General features: G+C 31.7%; 16 protein-coding genes. 14 read left to right on the top strand and 2 right to left on the bottom strand.

Features of this window, described 5'->3' with window-relative positions:
• Nucleotide 1 precedes the first annotated feature (1 nt).
• Nucleotides 2–274, bottom strand: coding sequence for a Cox family DNA-binding protein (locus tag SB028_RS00355; RefSeq protein WP_318859720.1), 273 nt, complete (start codon nucleotides 272–274; stop codon nucleotides 2–4).
• A 124-nt stretch (nucleotides 275–398) separates the two neighbouring features.
• On the opposite strand from SB028_RS00355, the gene SB028_RS00350 reads away from it, so the two are divergent.
• On the top strand, nucleotides 399–692 hold the full coding sequence (locus SB028_RS00350) for a helix-turn-helix transcriptional regulator (protein ID WP_318859719.1): 294 nt from the start codon (nucleotides 399–401) through the stop codon (nucleotides 690–692).
• 66 nt (nucleotides 693–758) lie between these two features.
• Entirely contained in the window at nucleotides 759–1,739 is a 981-nt protein-coding gene (locus tag SB028_RS00345) for a tyrosine-type recombinase/integrase (RefSeq protein ID WP_318859718.1), read from the top strand.
• A 274-nt stretch (nucleotides 1,740–2,013) separates the two neighbouring features.
• On the opposite strand, the gene cpxP is transcribed toward SB028_RS00345, so the two are convergent.
• A complete protein-coding gene (gene cpxP / locus SB028_RS00340) occupies nucleotides 2,014–2,556 on the bottom strand; it encodes a cell-envelope stress modulator CpxP (RefSeq protein WP_069366853.1) in 543 nt (180 codons plus the stop codon).
• A gap of 198 nt (nucleotides 2,557–2,754) precedes the next feature.
• On the opposite strand from cpxP, the gene cpxR reads away from it, so the two are divergent.
• The 12 genes from cpxR (at nucleotide 2,755) to SB028_RS00280 (ending at nucleotide 15,816) form a co-directional block, all read left to right on the top strand.
• Nucleotides 2,755–3,453, top strand: a complete 699-nt coding sequence (gene cpxR, locus SB028_RS00335) for an envelope stress response regulator transcription factor CpxR (RefSeq protein ID WP_069366854.1) — start codon at nucleotides 2,755–2,757, stop codon at nucleotides 3,451–3,453.
• A gap of 13 nt (nucleotides 3,454–3,466) precedes the next feature.
• A complete protein-coding gene (cpxA, locus tag SB028_RS00330) occupies nucleotides 3,467–4,858 on the top strand; it encodes an envelope stress sensor histidine kinase CpxA (protein ID WP_069366855.1) in 1,392 nt (463 codons plus the stop codon).
• A gap of 335 nt (nucleotides 4,859–5,193) precedes the next feature.
• The gene (locus SB028_RS00325; RefSeq protein ID WP_069366856.1) at nucleotides 5,194–6,087 is read left to right on the top strand and encodes an ATP-grasp fold amidoligase family protein; all 894 of its coding nucleotides are present in this window, start codon (nucleotides 5,194–5,196) and stop codon (nucleotides 6,085–6,087) included.
• 502 nt (nucleotides 6,088–6,589) lie between these two features.
• Nucleotides 6,590–7,486: a dTDP-4-dehydrorhamnose reductase gene (gene rfbD, locus SB028_RS00320; RefSeq protein ID WP_069366857.1), complete on the top strand. Its 897-nt coding sequence runs from the start codon at nucleotides 6,590–6,592 to the stop codon at nucleotides 7,484–7,486.
• A gap of 26 nt (nucleotides 7,487–7,512) precedes the next feature.
• Nucleotides 7,513–8,391 carry a glucose-1-phosphate thymidylyltransferase RfbA gene (rfbA, locus tag SB028_RS00315; RefSeq protein WP_049199271.1) on the top strand — a complete coding sequence of 293 codons (879 nt, stop codon included), beginning with the start codon at nucleotides 7,513–7,515 and terminating at the stop codon, nucleotides 8,389–8,391.
• Nucleotides 8,392–8,393: 2 nt separating this feature from the next.
• Complete coding sequence (gene rfbC, locus SB028_RS00310; RefSeq protein ID WP_069366858.1) at nucleotides 8,394–8,939, top strand: dTDP-4-dehydrorhamnose 3,5-epimerase; 546 nt, start codon at nucleotides 8,394–8,396, stop codon at nucleotides 8,937–8,939.
• A 1-nt stretch (nucleotide 8,940) separates the two neighbouring features.
• Nucleotides 8,941–10,029 carry an FAD-binding protein gene (locus SB028_RS00305; protein WP_069366859.1) on the top strand — a complete coding sequence of 363 codons (1,089 nt, stop codon included), beginning with the start codon at nucleotides 8,941–8,943 and terminating at the stop codon, nucleotides 10,027–10,029.
• Entirely contained in the window at nucleotides 10,016–11,527 is a 1,512-nt protein-coding gene (locus SB028_RS00300) for a hypothetical protein (RefSeq protein ID WP_069366860.1), read from the top strand. The genes SB028_RS00305 and SB028_RS00300 overlap by 14 nt, the downstream gene beginning before the upstream one ends.
• Complete coding sequence (locus SB028_RS00295; RefSeq protein WP_069366861.1) at nucleotides 11,524–12,627, top strand: polysaccharide pyruvyl transferase family protein; 1,104 nt, start codon at nucleotides 11,524–11,526, stop codon at nucleotides 12,625–12,627. The genes SB028_RS00300 and SB028_RS00295 overlap by 4 nt, the downstream gene beginning before the upstream one ends.
• Nucleotides 12,628–12,632: 5 nt before the next feature.
• Nucleotides 12,633–13,787, top strand: coding sequence for a glycosyltransferase family 4 protein (locus SB028_RS00290; protein ID WP_069366862.1), 1,155 nt, complete (start codon nucleotides 12,633–12,635; stop codon nucleotides 13,785–13,787).
• Nucleotides 13,788–13,796: 9 nt separating this feature from the next.
• Nucleotides 13,797–14,648: a glycosyltransferase family 2 protein gene (locus SB028_RS00285; RefSeq protein ID WP_049199827.1), complete on the top strand. Its 852-nt coding sequence runs from the start codon at nucleotides 13,797–13,799 to the stop codon at nucleotides 14,646–14,648.
• Nucleotides 14,638–15,816: a hypothetical protein gene (locus SB028_RS00280; RefSeq protein ID WP_069366863.1), complete on the top strand. Its 1,179-nt coding sequence runs from the start codon at nucleotides 14,638–14,640 to the stop codon at nucleotides 15,814–15,816. The genes SB028_RS00285 and SB028_RS00280 overlap by 11 nt, the downstream gene beginning before the upstream one ends.
• The last annotated feature ends 6 nt before the right edge of the window (nucleotides 15,817–15,822 follow it).

The following is a 15,822-nucleotide window of genomic DNA, read 5'->3' as shown; positions in this document are numbered from 1 at the left end:
CTTATAGCCCTATCCATAAACGCCATGCGTCACGTTGTTCTTTTGGTAAATTGTAATATGCATCATCCATTCCACGATTAAATTCGGTGATGCTCACCCATAATTCACCAGCTCTAGCATCTGGCTTCATAGGATCACGAAATTCAATAATTGGTAACTTACCCGCTTTAGCCATTGATCTAGTGGCTTCGTAACCTTTCCCTATTAATTCCGCAAACTTTGCGAGTGGCACCGCACTTACAGGGAATTTCACATTGATTATTTCTTTATTCATTTGCTACCCTCGTTAGATCAAGCCCTTTAAAACCCTTTATTTTCGGTTTTATGGGTTTTTACGCTCTCAAAGGTTCATGTATTTGAACTTTTGACAATCTTAGTTCGTATAATGGAACTCGTCAATGAATATTTCTGAGAAACTTAAAGCCATCCGTAATGCTGAAGGATTAACACAAATGCAATTATGTGAAGTAATGGACATATCAATCAGTACGCTAAAAAAGGTTGAAGCTGGATATCATGACCCCGCATTATCAACAATGATGAAAATAACTAATCACCCTAGGTTTGAAAAATATGCACTTTGGTTAATTAGTGACAAAACACTACCTGAAGCTGGCCAAATATCACCAGCCCTCGCACACAGTGGGCAAGAGAAAGAAACATTACCCCACTCAGAAAAGAAAATTGGTTAGACGTTTTATATGAATATGCTGATTACTGTTGGTCGCAGTCAGTCAGTTACATCGGAGGGCTTACTTATGGCAATTAAGAAGCTCAATGATGGTCGTTATGAAGTGGATATTCGCCCAAACGGAAAAGATGGTCAGCGAGTCAGAAGGATATTTGATCGCAAGATAGAAGCTACAAATTTTGAGAAATATACAATTGTTAACGCTAAGAAATTTTCTAGCGATAAAGTCCAATCAGGAAGAATTCGATTAAGTGAGCTACTTGATAAGTGGTGGCTATATCACGGACAAACATTAAAAAACGGTTCGATAGAGAAAAGGCATTTAATTAAAACAGTGAATGCGCTTGATGATCCAACAATGAACCAACTTGATAAACATGCATTACTAGAACATAGAGGAATGCGCCTTTTTGATGGAGTGAGTCCATCAACGATAAACAGGGATATGTATCGTCTATCTGGAATGATAAGCGCATTAAAAAAACTCGAAATGTACAAAGGTGATAACCCATTGAGAGGATTACCGCCATTAAAAGAAAAGCCGCCTGAACTCACTTTTTTAAGTGATGATGAAATATCGCACTTATTAAATTCATTATCAGGAGACTATCGCCGTATCGCATTACTATGCCTTAGCACTGGTGCAAGATGGGGTGAAGCTGAAATGTTGGATAGTAAGCATGTTCATCAAGGAAGGGTAACTTTTGCCTATACAAAGAATGGTAAAAAAAGAATTATTCCAATTTCTGACTCTCTTGAAAAAGAGATAAAAACCAGAAAAACAGGAAAGCTATTTCATGTTGATTATGGAACCTTCCGCAAAAAACTAAAAATAGTAAAACCTGATTTACCTGATGGGCAAGCGACACATGTTTTACGCCATACGTTTGCAAGTCATTTTGTAATGAATGGTGGGAACATCGTAGCACTGAAAGAAATATTAGGTCATGCGAGTATAAACCAGACAATGGCATACGCTCATTTAGCACCTGATTATTTGCAGTTAGCTATAAAGTTAAACCCACTAAAAGGTGATATAAAAGTTTAAAAATAGGAGGAGATTGGGCGTCCACATTCTGTCCACCGACAGCTAAAAACGTCCACTTTCCGTCCACCTTTAAAGACTTTTCTAGACTTTTATTACCCTTAAAAATAAAATTTAACCCTTTGTTTTAAAAGGAATGATAAACAAAAGGGCAAAAAAAAGCCCCTCTCCAGAGGGGCTGCAAAAGACAGGGATGGTGTCTATGGCAAGGAAAAAACTTCGTTGTTGCTACTTACTCTCTAACTAGGTACTACTTTACTACTACACTCTTACTTCATTACTGATTTTGTTGACCTTGTTGGTCAAAATATGACATTTGCTGTTGGTAATTCTTTTCCAACTGCGCTTTCTGTTCTGGGGTTAACAACTGATACATTTGATTATGGACTTTTGCCATTTCTACATGGCGTTCAATCGCTTGTTTATCCATATCTTGCATCTGTGCTCTGACTGCTGCTTCATCAAACTTTTCAGCAGTGACTAATTTATGCATATTCTCATGATGCTGACGGAAATTTCCGTTATATCGATCTTGATGATGCTGGCGCATTAAATCACGCATTTGAGTACGTTGTTGCTCAGTTAAGGTAATACCGTTAAACATACGTGACTCGCCATAATTACGATCCATCATATGTCCACGTTGTCCGCGGTGACCTCTATAATCACGGTCGCCATGCATTCCATAGCCATAACCGCAGTGGTAGTTACCATTATACTGTTGCTCAGTAGGCGGATTAGTATTTGCGGTTTCCGCTAATACCATCGTCGGAGCTGCCAAAAACATTGATGCTAGTGCAACTACTGCTACTTTACGCATTGCTTCACTCCTAATTCGGTAAATTAATACCGACCTAATTAATACGACCTCAATGTGTATAATTCATATGTGTAATTCTTTGCTATGTGGATTACTATACCGTTGCGGCTGCAAACTAGCGTCAGAGCGTGTAAAAGAACGTAAAGTCATAGATTCGCGCTATTTATTATCGTATTTTTCTCTTGGAGGAATTGACGAATGCATAAAATCTTATTAGTGGATGACGATCGCGAATTAACATCGCTATTAAAAGAACTGCTTGAAATGGAAGGCTTTAATGTTGTACTCGCCTCTGATGGCGAACAAGCACTTAAACTTTTGGATGCATCTATCGACTTGTTATTACTGGATATCATGATGCCACGTAAAAACGGGATTGAGACACTCAAAGAGTTACGCCAAAATTTCCAGACCCCTGTCATTATGTTAACGGCAAGAGGCAGTGATCTTGACCGAGTACTTGGCTTAGAGCTAGGTGCTGATGACTATTTACCAAAACCTTTTAATGATAGAGAACTGGTTGCACGTATCAGAGCTATTTTGCGTCGTTCAAATTGGAGCGAACAAAAACAGACTGATAACAACGCATCTCCCACATTACAAGTTGATAAGCTACAACTTAACCCTGGTAGACAAGAAGCAAGCTTTGACAATGAACCACTAGAGTTAACAGGAACTGAGTTTACTCTACTTTATCTTCTTGCCCAGCATTTAGGACAAGTTGTATCGCGCGAGCATCTCAGCCAAGAAGTGTTAGGTAAACGCTTAACACCATTTGATAGAGCAATTGATATGCATATTTCCAACTTACGCCGTAAGTTGCCAGAAAGAACAGATGGACAACCTTGGTTTAAAACATTACGTGGCCGGGGTTATCTGATGGTTTCAATAACTTGATAAATTATTCTTTATGATAAATAGTCTGTCAGCGCGTATTTTCGCAATTTTCTGGCTGACGCTAGCATTAGTTCTCGTGCTAGTTATGATGGTTCCCAAGCTGGACTCGCGCCAGCTTACCCCTCTTTTAGAGAGTGAATACCGTCAGGGTGTTATGCTAGAACAACATATCGAAGCGGAATTAGCGCAAGATCCCGCTAACGATCTCCTTTGGTGGCGTCGATTAATTCGAGCCATTGATAAATGGGCGCCTCCTGGCCAACGTTTAATTATTGTTACTAGTGAAGGTCGGATCATCGGTGCTCAACGTAATGAGATGCAGGTTGTCAGAAACTTTATTGGCCAATCTGATAATGCCGATCATCCTAAAAAGAAAAAGTATGGTCGCTCTGAAATGTTAGGGCCTTTTTCGGTAAGGGATGGCGAAGATCATTACCAACTTTATCTTGTCCGCCCTTCAAGTAGCCCGCAATCTGACTTTATCAACTTATTATTTGATAAACCATTACTGTTACTGATATTTACCATGCTTATCAGCACACCGCTATTAGTCTGGCTCTCTTGGAGCTTGGCAAAACCAGCAAGGCAACTTAAAAATGCGGCTGACGATGTGGCTAAAGGCAATTTACGCCCTCACCCAGAACTAGAGACAGGTCCTCAAGAGTTTTTAGCTGCTGGTACCAGTTTTAATCAGATGATAAGTGCGCTTGAACGTATGGTTGAAGCACAACAACGACTGATCTCTGATATTTCTCATGAACTACGCACGCCACTAACGCGACTACAATTAGCCAGTGCATTATTACGTCGTCGCAGCGGAGAAAGTAAAGAGCTAGAACGCATCGAAACCGAAACTCAGCGCCTTGATGGCATGATTAATGATTTACTGGTGCTTTCACGCAACCAACATAAAAACGAGTTATTACGCGAGACCGTAAAAGCTAATGAACTGTGGGATGATATTTTAGATAACGCTAAGTTTGAAGCGGAACAAAGCAATAAAACGCTACAAGTCACAACACCTCCGGGAGCATGGCCTATTTACTGCAATCCCTATTCTCTGGCAAGTGCATTTGAGAATATCGTTCGTAATGCCTTACGTTATTCACATTCTCGTATTGAGGTTGCCTTTACTGAACAGAACCAAGGTATCACGATTATTGTTGATGATGATGGACCAGGTGTTAGCCCAGAAGATAGAGAACATATCTTCCGGCCATTCTACCGCACTGATGAAGCAAGGGATCGCGAATCTGGTGGAACAGGCTTAGGATTAGCGATTGTTGAAACAGCAGTCAGTCAACATCGAGGCCATGTTAAAGCTGACGATAGCCCATTAGGTGGGTTACGAGTAGAGATTTGGTTGCCAAGGGCGGGTGCAAGTAATAAATCGCCAACGGCTTAATAGAGTAATTAAACTGTTGTATCAAAATATCCTGCCATCTATTGAAGAATAGGTGGCATTTTTTTATTCATTTTACTAATTAAATTAAGTAAAACTTAAAAAAATCCTATTAAGAATAATATAAAATATATATTAGCTTTTAGTGCTAATTAGAAATATTTATAACTACTAACTCCAAAATCTCATAGTAACAAATTATCTACATGGTTAAGGCTGTTAGTTAACATAGTAATAAGTTTTCTGAATTTAACTAACGATAACTGTCATAGCATAGTCACTTAAAAAATCATATAAAACAAGCAACAAAGACAACTTATAGCTTTTTGGGATAAATCATGGCTCACTTCAAAATAAAAAAAATTTTTTCATTTCTTTCTTTTTATTTGGTTTCGGATGAATTATATAGAAAGTACCTCTTTAAAAAGAATTTAGGTAAGAGCTTAAACTTAAGAGATCCTCAAACATTTAATGAGAAGATAAATGCGAGGATTTTATATGACCGTAACCCCATCTATACTAAATTAGCAGATAAGCTTCTAGTAAGAGATTATGTTAAAGAAAAAATAGGTGAAAAGTATTTAGTTAACATATTGGGCTATTATAAAACACCCATTGAAATCCCTTATGAATCTTTACCCAAGAAATTTGTTTTAAAATGTAATCATGATGCCGGTAGCACAATCATTTGTACTGATAAAAGAAATTTCAATAAAAAACTTGCTAACAAAAAACTTCGATCAAGCTTAAGAAAAAGCATGTATTACAGAACCAGAGAATGGCACTATAAAAATATTACACCGATGATTTTATGTGCAGAGTATCTAGATATATTCAACTCTACCCATCAACAAATTCAACCTGAAGACTACAAAATTCATTGTTTTCATGGTAAGCCTGAATTTTTAGAGATCCAATTCTCTCGATATGGCAATGAACGCTTTATCAATATTTATAATACACAATGGGAACTATTGCCTTTCTTAATGGGATATAAAAACGCACCAGCAAAAATACCAGCACCAACTCAACTTCATGAACTACTAGATCTTGCTAAGAAGCTATCAGCTGAGTTCGATTATTGTCGGGTAGACTTCTATCTTGCTAATAATAAAATTTATTTTGGTGAAATGACATTTACTCCTTGTAATGGAATAGATAAATTCATCCCATATGACTGGGATTATAAGTTTGGTGAAAAATGGAAGTTTAGCTTAGGAAGTAAAGAATAACGTTATCTACTTTATAGCTTTTAGATTCTATGAATAGTAACTATGTAGAGCGATTTTATTTATATTAATCAAAATATTGCAAAGTCATCAAGGTTAAAATTTATACTAATCCAGATACATAATTCAGTAATTAAACTATTGTATCAAAATATCCTGCCATCTATTGAAGAATAGGTGGCATATTCTTTTTGTTAGCATCTAATGATGCAATTCAGAATGATCTGGCTGAATCAATCGCTATTCCGATATTTATATATCTTCAATCAATGCTAAAATACCCAGCTATTACTTGACCGACTGGTTTGAAGAGTCTACTCTCAGTGCGGTTTTTCGCATATTGTTAAAGTATGCTTATATAACAAAACTCTTATATTACATAGAGATAAGGGTTTTTCGAGATGAATTTTGGCGCTCTGGGGGCCGTAAACCCAGTGCGGTAGCTTTGTATATTCAATGCTATAAATATAATATATTAATATTAGGGTAATTAAAGAACTAAATAATGAAAATTATCTTATTTGGAAAGAATGGACAAGTAGGTTGGGAATTACAGCGTTCTTTAGCTCCATTAGGAATGGTAATTGCTTTAGATTCTAAATCAACAGAATACGACGCTGACTTTTTATTTCCTTCGAAACTCGAAAAAACTATTCTATCTATCAAACCCGATGTTATTGTCAATGCTGCTGCTTATACAAATGTAGATAAAGCTGAAACGGACGACATTAATGCATTCAAAATCAATGCTGAAAGCGTTGAAGTAATTGCAAAAACAGCTGAAAAAATTGGTGCTTTATTAATACATTATTCAACAGATTATGTTTTTGATGGAACCAATGATATTCCTTGGTTAGAAACAGATATCCCAGCACCTTTAAATATTTATGGTAAAAGTAAGCTAGCTGGTGAACTAGCTATTATTAATAACTGTAAAAAACATCTAATATTTAGAACTAGTTGGGTATACGCAAGTAGAGGTAATAACTTTGCAAAGACAATGCTTAAACTAGGAAAAAAACATGACTCACTATCAGTAATTAATGATCAGTATGGAGCTCCGACAAGTGCTGAATTGTTAGCTGATTGTACTGCTCATGCGATTAAAAGTACGTTAGATAATGGGAAGTCACTTTATGGCTTGTACCATTTAACTGCAAAAGGAACAACAACTTGGTTTGAGTATGCATCATTAATATTTAAATATGCACGAGAATATTCATTACCTTTAGTAGTTAAAAATTTAACTCCAATTCCTGCCACAGAATATCCTTTACCAGCATCTAGACCACATAATTCTCGTTTAAACACACAGAAATTTGAAACAAATTTCAAATTAGAATTACCCCATTGGAAATTTGGCATATATAGAATGCTAAAAGAAATTTTAGATAACAAATAAATATCAATACTTATAGTTTACAGAAAATGAAAAAATATAAAGGTATTATTCTTGCTGGTGGTTCAGGAACTCGGCTTTATCCTGTCACAATGGCAGTAAGTAAGCAGTTGTTACCAATTTATGATAAGCCAATGATTTATTATCCTCTTAGCACCCTTATGTTAGCAGGAATAAGAGATATATTAATTATTAGTACACCTCAAGATACACCTCGATTTCAACAGCTATTAGGTGACGGTAGCCAATGGGGTATCCATCTTCAATATAAAGTTCAACCTAGTCCTGACGGCTTAGCACAAGCATTTATTCTTGGTGATGATTTCATTGGTTCTGATAATTGTGCTCTTGTTTTAGGTGATAATATTTTTTATGGGCATGATTTACCAAAACAATTAGAGCAAGCAATTCAAAAAGAACAAGGAGCCACTGTTTTTGCTTACCATGTTAATGATCCTGAGCGCTATGGCGTTGTCGAATTCGATCAAAATAAAGTAGCTATTTCATTAGAAGAAAAACCACTAAAACCCAAAAGTAATTATGCAGTCACTGGTTTATATTTCTATGATAATGATGTTATTAATATTGCCAAGAATTTACAACCCTCCCCACGAGGTGAATTAGAAATCACGGATGTAAATAAAGTATATCTAGAACAGCATAAGCTCTCAGTTGCCATGATGGGTCGTGGATATGCCTGGTTAGATACAGGAACACATAAAAGTCTTATTGATGCAAGCAACTTCATTCAAACTATAGAGGAAAGACAAGGATTAAAAGTTTCTTGTCCAGAAGAAATTGCTTATAGAAAAGGTTTTATCAATAAAGAACAAGTAAGAATACTTGCTGAGCCTTTATCTAAAAATGATTATGGCAAATATCTATTACGAATGATTCAGAGTGATTAAATATGAATATTATAAAAACAGAAATTCCTGATGTATTAATTTTAGAGCCTAAAGTATTCGGTGATCATAGAGGTTTTTTTTATGAAAGCTTTAATCAAAAAATCTTTGAAGATGCGGTAGGTTATCCAGTTAATTTTGTTCAAGATAATCACTCTAAATCATCAAAAGGAGTATTAAGAGGATTACATTATCAAAAAGCACCACATGCTCAAGGCAAATTAGTACGATGCGTTCACGGTGAAGTTTTCGATGTGGCGGTAGATATTAGACCTGAATCCAATACATATGGGAAATGGGTTAGTGCGATATTATCAGCAAAAAATAAACGCCAATTGTGGATTCCCGAAGGTTTTGCTCATGGTTTTTTGGTTTTAAGTGACGAGGCGGAATTTCTTTATAAAGCAACTAATTTTTATCACCAAAAAAGTGAATCTAATATTATTTGGAATGATCCTGATTTAAATATAGTCTGGCCTATTAAAGATAGACCAATATTATCAGAAAAAGATAAAACTGGCATATGTTTTAATAAATTGATTGGAATGTAAAATGAAGAAAGATATATTAGTGCAACTTGATAATTGGCTAGATAAAGAATGTATTCTATATTACTTAGATTATGATTTAAAGAATAATTGCTATTCCAAAACAGGAACGATAGTAAAAAGATTTATTTTACCTAAGAATTACGAACAATTAATAAACATTATATGTTTTTCTAAGGATATAAATCTTGATATTAAAGTAATCGGCGAAACAACAAATATATTATTTAATGATACAGTAAATTATGGGGTATTTATATCTACAAAACTAGTTAATAGTGTTCAATTTAAAGATAATACAGTAATCGTTGAATCAGGTAAATCCTTACCTGACTTTGTTCGTGATGTTAGCATGAGAGGATATGGAGGATATGAAGGACTAGAAGGTATTCCAGGAAGTATAGGTGGAGGAATCGTAATGAATGCGGGAGCCTATGGTTATGAAATATCGGACAATCTTATCAGTGTTACTTATATAAATGAAAATGGTGAAGTAATTACCAAAAATAAATCCTGTTTAAATTTCGAAAAAAGAAATTCAATCTTTAAATATAAAAATCTAATTATTCTTTATGCAGAATTTCAATTACTGCACTCTCCACTAGAAGACATAAAAAATAAAATAGAAACTTTCCATATAGCGAGACATATCTATCAAGAGTGGACAATGCCAAATTTAGGGAGCATTTTTACTGCTCCGAGAAGTTTATATGATCATTTTAAATTTAACTCATTTAAAAACAAGCTCTCATATAAACTGACAAGAAAAATATTTTATAATAAGATAATGCGATTTTTTAATCGAAAAAAACCAAGTAATGAAAGATTAAACAATATAATAAAAAAAGATAAAAATCTAAATCTACTTACAGTAAATTGTTCTCATAAAAATATAAACACATTTTGCAATCAAAATAACTCCACAAGAGAAATTATTGATTATATATATTCAATTTATAACTCCATAGATAAAAAAAACATATTTCTTGAAAACGAATTAGTAGAAAAAAGTATATATGAAATTATATCTAAAAATGATTATAACGATATTATTTCTAAATATAAAAAAATATTAGAAAATGAAAAAATTTAGCAATGTATTAAAAAACTCTGTTCTTCTATATTTTAGGATGGTTATAGGACTATTAGTTTCACTCTATATATCAAGAATAAGCTTAGATATCCTTGGTGTTGATACTTTTGGACTTTATACAATAATAGCTAGCTTTGTTATTGTTGGTGGTGTCCTAGTTAACGTTGCAACAGTATCAATGCAAAGGCATTTATCAGAAAGCATTGGAGAAACTCTTAGTAGAACTTTAAGTACCGAATCTAAAAATGTCCTAAATGCTTGTATTATTGTTAATACTATGCTTGGTGTATTATCTATATTATTAATTATCTTATTTGGAACAATATATATAAATTTATATCTGAACCAAGATATTATTAATATAAATATCATTTGGTATGTATTTTATGTATCTATTGCTACATTTTTAGTCTCTTTTATTACATCACCTTATCTAACACTATTAATCTCTTTTGAGGATGCTAAATATTATGCTCTAATAATGATATTGGAAATTATAAGTAAGTTAATTTTTATACTTAGCTTATATTTAACAGGTTCAAAAAGCATTTTAGACTATACTATTGCCATATTCATATCTATATTGATTACTAGATTAATACTATTTCTAATAATAAAAAATAGATATAAAAATATACAGTTAACTTTAACCTATGATTGGAGCATTATTAAACCTATCCTTTCATTTACTGGTTGGAATTTATGGGGAGGGGTAGCTTCTGTAATGTCTCTTCAAGGTGTTACTTTTTTAATAAATATATTTTTTGGCCTCTCAATTAATGCTGCTCGAGCCATATCCTTACAAATATACTCAGCAGTAACACAATTAGTAAACAGTGTTCAAATAGCTATTGCACCTCAGCTAGTTAAATCAAACAATAAAGAAGAAAGCTACTTTTCTCAACTTTTTATACTTAGTGGAAAAATAACAATTTATCTCGCATTTTTGATATCACTCATATTATATGAAAATACTGAAAATCTTTTAGACTTATGGCTTGATAGTTATCCTCCTATTACAATTATATTTCTTAAATTTACATACATCGAAATTATCCTTACTTCTTTAGGGTACCCAATTTTATCAGTGGTTCAGGCAAACGGTAATATAAAAAAATATCAATTAGTTATTGGTAGTTTAATGATATTAAACATACCATTAATATATATAACTGTAAGCCTATATGAAACATATATATATATATATATAGTTAGTATCATTATTTCGTCCATTTCTCTATTGTATAGACTTGTCTATGCTAAAAAAATTATTGGTTCTATTGTTAATGAATATTTATTTTCTGTAGTTATTAAGGGACTATTCGTTCTGTTCCTATCCCTAATATTAACTAATTTAATTTATTGTAACACAATAATATTAAATATTCTTATAAATGGTATTATATTCTCAATATTATTCTTCTTTATAATATTATCTAATGAAGAAAAAAAGAGCATATTATCACAAATTAATAAATTACTAAGAGTTAGTCCATGAATAAAAAAAAATGTGGAATTGTTACTTATCATAGAGCTCATAACTATGGCGCATTACTACAAGCATACGCGCTTAAAAAATCATTGCAGAAACTTTCTTTAGAACCAGTTTTCATTGATTATCAACCAGAATCGATCAGTAGAGGATATGAATTATATCCTCAATTACCAAAAGAAAAATCCATTTCAGCTTTTATAAGATATATTAAAGATTTCATACATCTCATTCTAGATTATAAAAGAAAGAAAAATAGATTTATTGCGTTTGAAACCTTTATTAAAAAAGAAATAAACATTCATAAACCTGAAGGAATGTTTGAATATTTATTTCTTGGTAGCGACCAAATTTGGAATACATCTTATACTAATGGTATCGATAAACACTACTATGGCATATTTGATAACTTAACAGCAAATAATACTATATCATACGCTGCAAGTATGGGAACATCCAATATAAATTCAGAAGATGAATATACCTTTATTAAATATTTAGAAGGTTTGGATGGCATTGGTGTTCGTGAAGAAAAGCTTGCAAATTACATAAGCTCAATTAGCAGTTTAAACCCAGAAATTACTCTAGACCCAACATTGCTACTTTCTAAGTCAGAATGGAGGTCATTGAAAGATAGTGCAAGCATTCATGTAGATGAAAAACCTTATTTATTAATATATGAAGTTCACGAACACTCATTAACCCAACAAATCAAAGAATTTATATCAAAAAAATTAGGACTAAGTATTGTATCATTATCGTCTAGAACGGATTGTTATACCAATAAAAATAATATCACAGATGCGTCACCTAATGATTTTATAAAATTATTTTCAAATGCTAGTTTTGTTATTACGACATCTTTTCACGGTACTGTATTTTCTATAATAAATGAAGTTCCTTTTCTAACCCTGAAATTTAATAACGATACTGATATACGAAGCGAGTCATTATTAGGACAAGTAAATCTACTAGAAAGACATATTGAAAGCATAGCAGACATTGATAACCTTCCATTAGAATTTAGCTTTGAAGAAAGCAATTTACTACTTGAAAAATATAGAAAAAAATCAATAGATTTTTTAAAACGTCACATTCGAGGCTAGTTAACATGAAAAAAATATTATTTGTTTTTCATGATTCTAAACCTAAAAGCGGTGCAACTGCTTCTATGTTAGATATAATAAATAATTTATTAAAAAAAAATGATCTGCAAATATTTGCCTTGATTCCAAATAATAAAGATGGATTGTACGAATTATTAGTTAAAAAAAACGTTCGTGTATTTGAAGCACCTTTGTATGGAGCAAGACATCCCGTTCCTCAAAAAATAAGAAGCTTTATAAAATATAAAATAAGGGGGTTATTCAAAATAATCACCACTTATTTATCCGTATTTAAAATATCTAAAAAAATAAATAAATTAAATGAAAGAATTGATTTAGTATATTCTAACACTTCAGATACTTATGCTGGATACTTTTTAAGTAACTTACTTAAAGCAAAACACATATGGCATGTGAGAGAGTTTGGAATAGAAGACCAAAATTGTGTACATACCATTGGTGATAAACAATATTATAATTTGTTAAACACTTCAGATAAGGTTATTGTCATATCCCAAGCGCTTAAGTATAAATTATCTCAATACATAAATAATGACAAGCTGATGCTTGTTTATGATGATGTTCAATTGCATGATTGCTTATTAAAAAATAATAAAAATATTGAAAAACCTCTAAAAATATTAAGTGTAGGAACAATTTCTGAAGGCAAAGGTCAAAAATTTGTAATTGATACAATAGAAGCTCTTAATAAAAAAGGAATTGAATGCTCTCTTTCTATTGTAGGAAATATTGATTCTGAATATGCAAAAAATCTTTTTGATTATGTAGAAAAAAACTCAATTAATAATGTTTTTTTCCTTGGTTTCAGAGAGGATATAAACAGAGTTAGATTAAACTACGATATTGGTATTATATCCTCAAAAGCTGAGGCATTTGGTAGAGTAACTATTGAAGGTATGGCTGCAGGGTTGATAATGATTGCTAGTAACACAGGTGCCAATCCTGAGCTAATTAGTGATAAAAAAAATGGTTTTTTATATAAATATAATGATCTAAATTCTCTTGTAGATGTTATCTCATACATATATGGAAATAGAAATGATATGCAAACCATAAGAGAGAATGCAATTAAATTTGCTAATGAGTTCAGCTCAGGAATAGCGAGCCAAAAAATATATAACCTCATAAAAAATTTGTAATTTAATATTATGTCAAAAAATATATTATCTATAATAATTTGCTTTTATCCAGATACAAAACATTTAACTTTAATGAATGAATCATTAAAAAAATCATCCAATGTTTTGATTATTGATAACACACCTGAATATATTGATTTTTCAGATATTAGTGCTGAAATAATTCTAAATGGCGAGAATCTTGGTATTGCAGAAGCGCAAAATATTGGTCTAAGAATTTCTTTAGAACGGGGTTATAAATATTCAATATTATTTGATCAAGATAGCATTGTACCAGAAAATATGATATCTAACCTATCAATTAAGCTTGATAATATAAAAAAAACAGCTTGTATTGGCCCAAGAGTATTCGATTTAAATTGCTCCCAAAAAATGCGCTCACGTGTGATGCTAAATCACGAAGAAGAAAACAATCTAACAAAAGTAAGCCAAATTATAGCTTCAGGTAAGTTAATAAATAATAGTACACTTTCTGATATTGGTTTAATGGAATCAGAACTATTTATTGATGCCGTAGATCATGAATGGTGCTGGCGTGCTATAAGTAAGGGATATAATATATATATAGATGAAGATACAGTAATGTCACATGTTCTTGGTGAGAGTTCTTATAACTTCAAACTATTTAAACTAACAGAGAATTCACCAACTAGAACTTACTATATACTTAGAAATTATCTCTTACTTATTAGAAGACCCTATGTACCTTTATATTGGAAATTAAGAAATTTTATTATCTTACCAGCATCTATTTTTCTAAGCTTAATATTTTTTAAAGGAAGAATTAAGCGACTAGGTAACGTTTGCTTAGCATTAAGGGATGGTGTATTTGGTAAAACAGGTAAGATAGATGGAAAATAATACTTTAAAAATAAAAAAGCAAAGTTTAATAACTATTCTTTTCTTTTTTCTTTGTTTTGTTCTTACCCGTCAGTTTCCTCTTTCTTTATATATTCCATCAGCATTATCCATTACATTATTCGGTTTTATTTTCATTTTTTTAATCCTTTATAGTAATCAAATCAAATTTGATCACAGACTAATTTTACTACTTATATATATATCATTATCACTCGCCTTTTCCTTATTAAATAGCAATGATATCAATTCATTACCTCGTTTTTTGATAATATTATTCCTGATCAACTTTGTACTTTTACTACCTTTTTACAAAGTAAATCTTACAACTGCATTTAATTTAGCATTATCTATTCAAGCCATATTTTTAATTACCTTTGAAATTTATTTAATATTATTTTTTTCTGGTAAAGATTACACTATTATTAGGCAATTTTTTCTTTCACATAATTTAGGTGATGTATATACATACTCAGGATATTTTTATAGGATTCAAATTATTGGTAACGCTCTAATACCTTTTGCCTTTATGGTATCTTATTTTAAGTTTAGAGTGGAAAATGGTAAATTTTTATTTGTAATATTATATTTTTTTGCTTGTATCATTGCTTCTAATTTAATGTTTCTTATTGCCATTTTTCTTTATATACCTTTAATAGAAATTATTAAATCTAAAGCTAGAATAAAATTATCAATCCAGAATTTTTTTATATTTCTGCTAATATTAATATCTTTTCCATTTATAATTGATGTTGTATATAGCAATGTATTATTGAAGTTAATTGGAGGTGAATCAAGTTCTCTAGGTACAAGATTTGATCAAGCTAATGCATTAATGATTGGCTTAGCTGAAAGTTATTATGATATTTTATTTGGACAAGGCTTAGGTAGCAAGTTAAATATAATAACAGCAGTGAGAGATTATAGAAAATTTATTTACTATGAACTTCAATCACTTTATATTCTCTATCAAATTGGCTTTTTAGGTTTTTTATCTCTTATAGTTTTACACGCCTACTTATTTTTATATATTTGTAAGAATAAATTTATAATTTTGATTTATTGCATGTATGTTTTTTATGCAATAACAAATCCATACATATTTGATACAACACAAGTTATTGTATTAATATACCTAGTTTCTTTATCAAAATACTTCAAGAGTATTTGATTTAGA

The sequence above is a fragment of the Proteus vulgaris genome (genome assembly GCF_033708015.1).
Taxonomy (GTDB): domain Bacteria; phylum Pseudomonadota; class Gammaproteobacteria; order Enterobacterales; family Enterobacteriaceae; genus Proteus.
This window is presented reverse-complemented; position numbering and strand designations above follow the sequence as displayed.

What these genes read in the sequence shown, in the direction of transcription:
- cpxA (WP_069366855.1), top strand. Translation starts at nt 3,467, where the DNA reads ATGATAAATAGTCTGTCAGCGCGTATTTTCGCAATTTTCTGGCTGACG.
- rfbA (WP_049199271.1), top strand. Translation starts at nt 7,513, where the DNA reads ATGAAAAAATATAAAGGTATTATTCTTGCTGGTGGTTCAGGAACTCGG.
- rfbC (WP_069366858.1), top strand. Translation starts at nt 8,394, where the DNA reads ATGAATATTATAAAAACAGAAATTCCTGATGTATTAATTTTAGAGCCT.
- SB028_RS00290 (WP_069366862.1), top strand. Translation starts at nt 12,633, where the DNA reads ATGAAAAAAATATTATTTGTTTTTCATGATTCTAAACCTAAAAGCGGT.
- SB028_RS00350 (WP_318859719.1), top strand. Translation starts at nt 399, where the DNA reads ATGAATATTTCTGAGAAACTTAAAGCCATCCGTAATGCTGAAGGATTA.
- SB028_RS00285 (WP_049199827.1), top strand. Translation starts at nt 13,797, where the DNA reads ATGTCAAAAAATATATTATCTATAATAATTTGCTTTTATCCAGATACA.
- SB028_RS00355 (WP_318859720.1), bottom strand. Translation starts at nt 274, where the DNA reads ATGAATAAAGAAATAATCAATGTGAAATTCCCTGTAAGTGCGGTGCCA.
- SB028_RS00305 (WP_069366859.1), top strand. Translation starts at nt 8,941, where the DNA reads ATGAAGAAAGATATATTAGTGCAACTTGATAATTGGCTAGATAAAGAA.
- SB028_RS00280 (WP_069366863.1), top strand. Translation starts at nt 14,638, where the DNA reads ATGGAAAATAATACTTTAAAAATAAAAAAGCAAAGTTTAATAACTATT.
- SB028_RS00345 (WP_318859718.1), top strand. Translation starts at nt 759, where the DNA reads ATGGCAATTAAGAAGCTCAATGATGGTCGTTATGAAGTGGATATTCGC.
- SB028_RS00300 (WP_069366860.1), top strand. Translation starts at nt 10,016, where the DNA reads ATGAAAAAATTTAGCAATGTATTAAAAAACTCTGTTCTTCTATATTTT.
- rfbD (WP_069366857.1), top strand. Translation starts at nt 6,590, where the DNA reads ATGAAAATTATCTTATTTGGAAAGAATGGACAAGTAGGTTGGGAATTA.
- cpxP (WP_069366853.1), bottom strand. Translation starts at nt 2,556, where the DNA reads ATGCGTAAAGTAGCAGTAGTTGCACTAGCATCAATGTTTTTGGCAGCT.
- SB028_RS00325 (WP_069366856.1), top strand. Translation starts at nt 5,194, where the DNA reads ATGGCTCACTTCAAAATAAAAAAAATTTTTTCATTTCTTTCTTTTTAT.
- cpxR (WP_069366854.1), top strand. Translation starts at nt 2,755, where the DNA reads ATGCATAAAATCTTATTAGTGGATGACGATCGCGAATTAACATCGCTA.
- SB028_RS00295 (WP_069366861.1), top strand. Translation starts at nt 11,524, where the DNA reads ATGAATAAAAAAAAATGTGGAATTGTTACTTATCATAGAGCTCATAAC.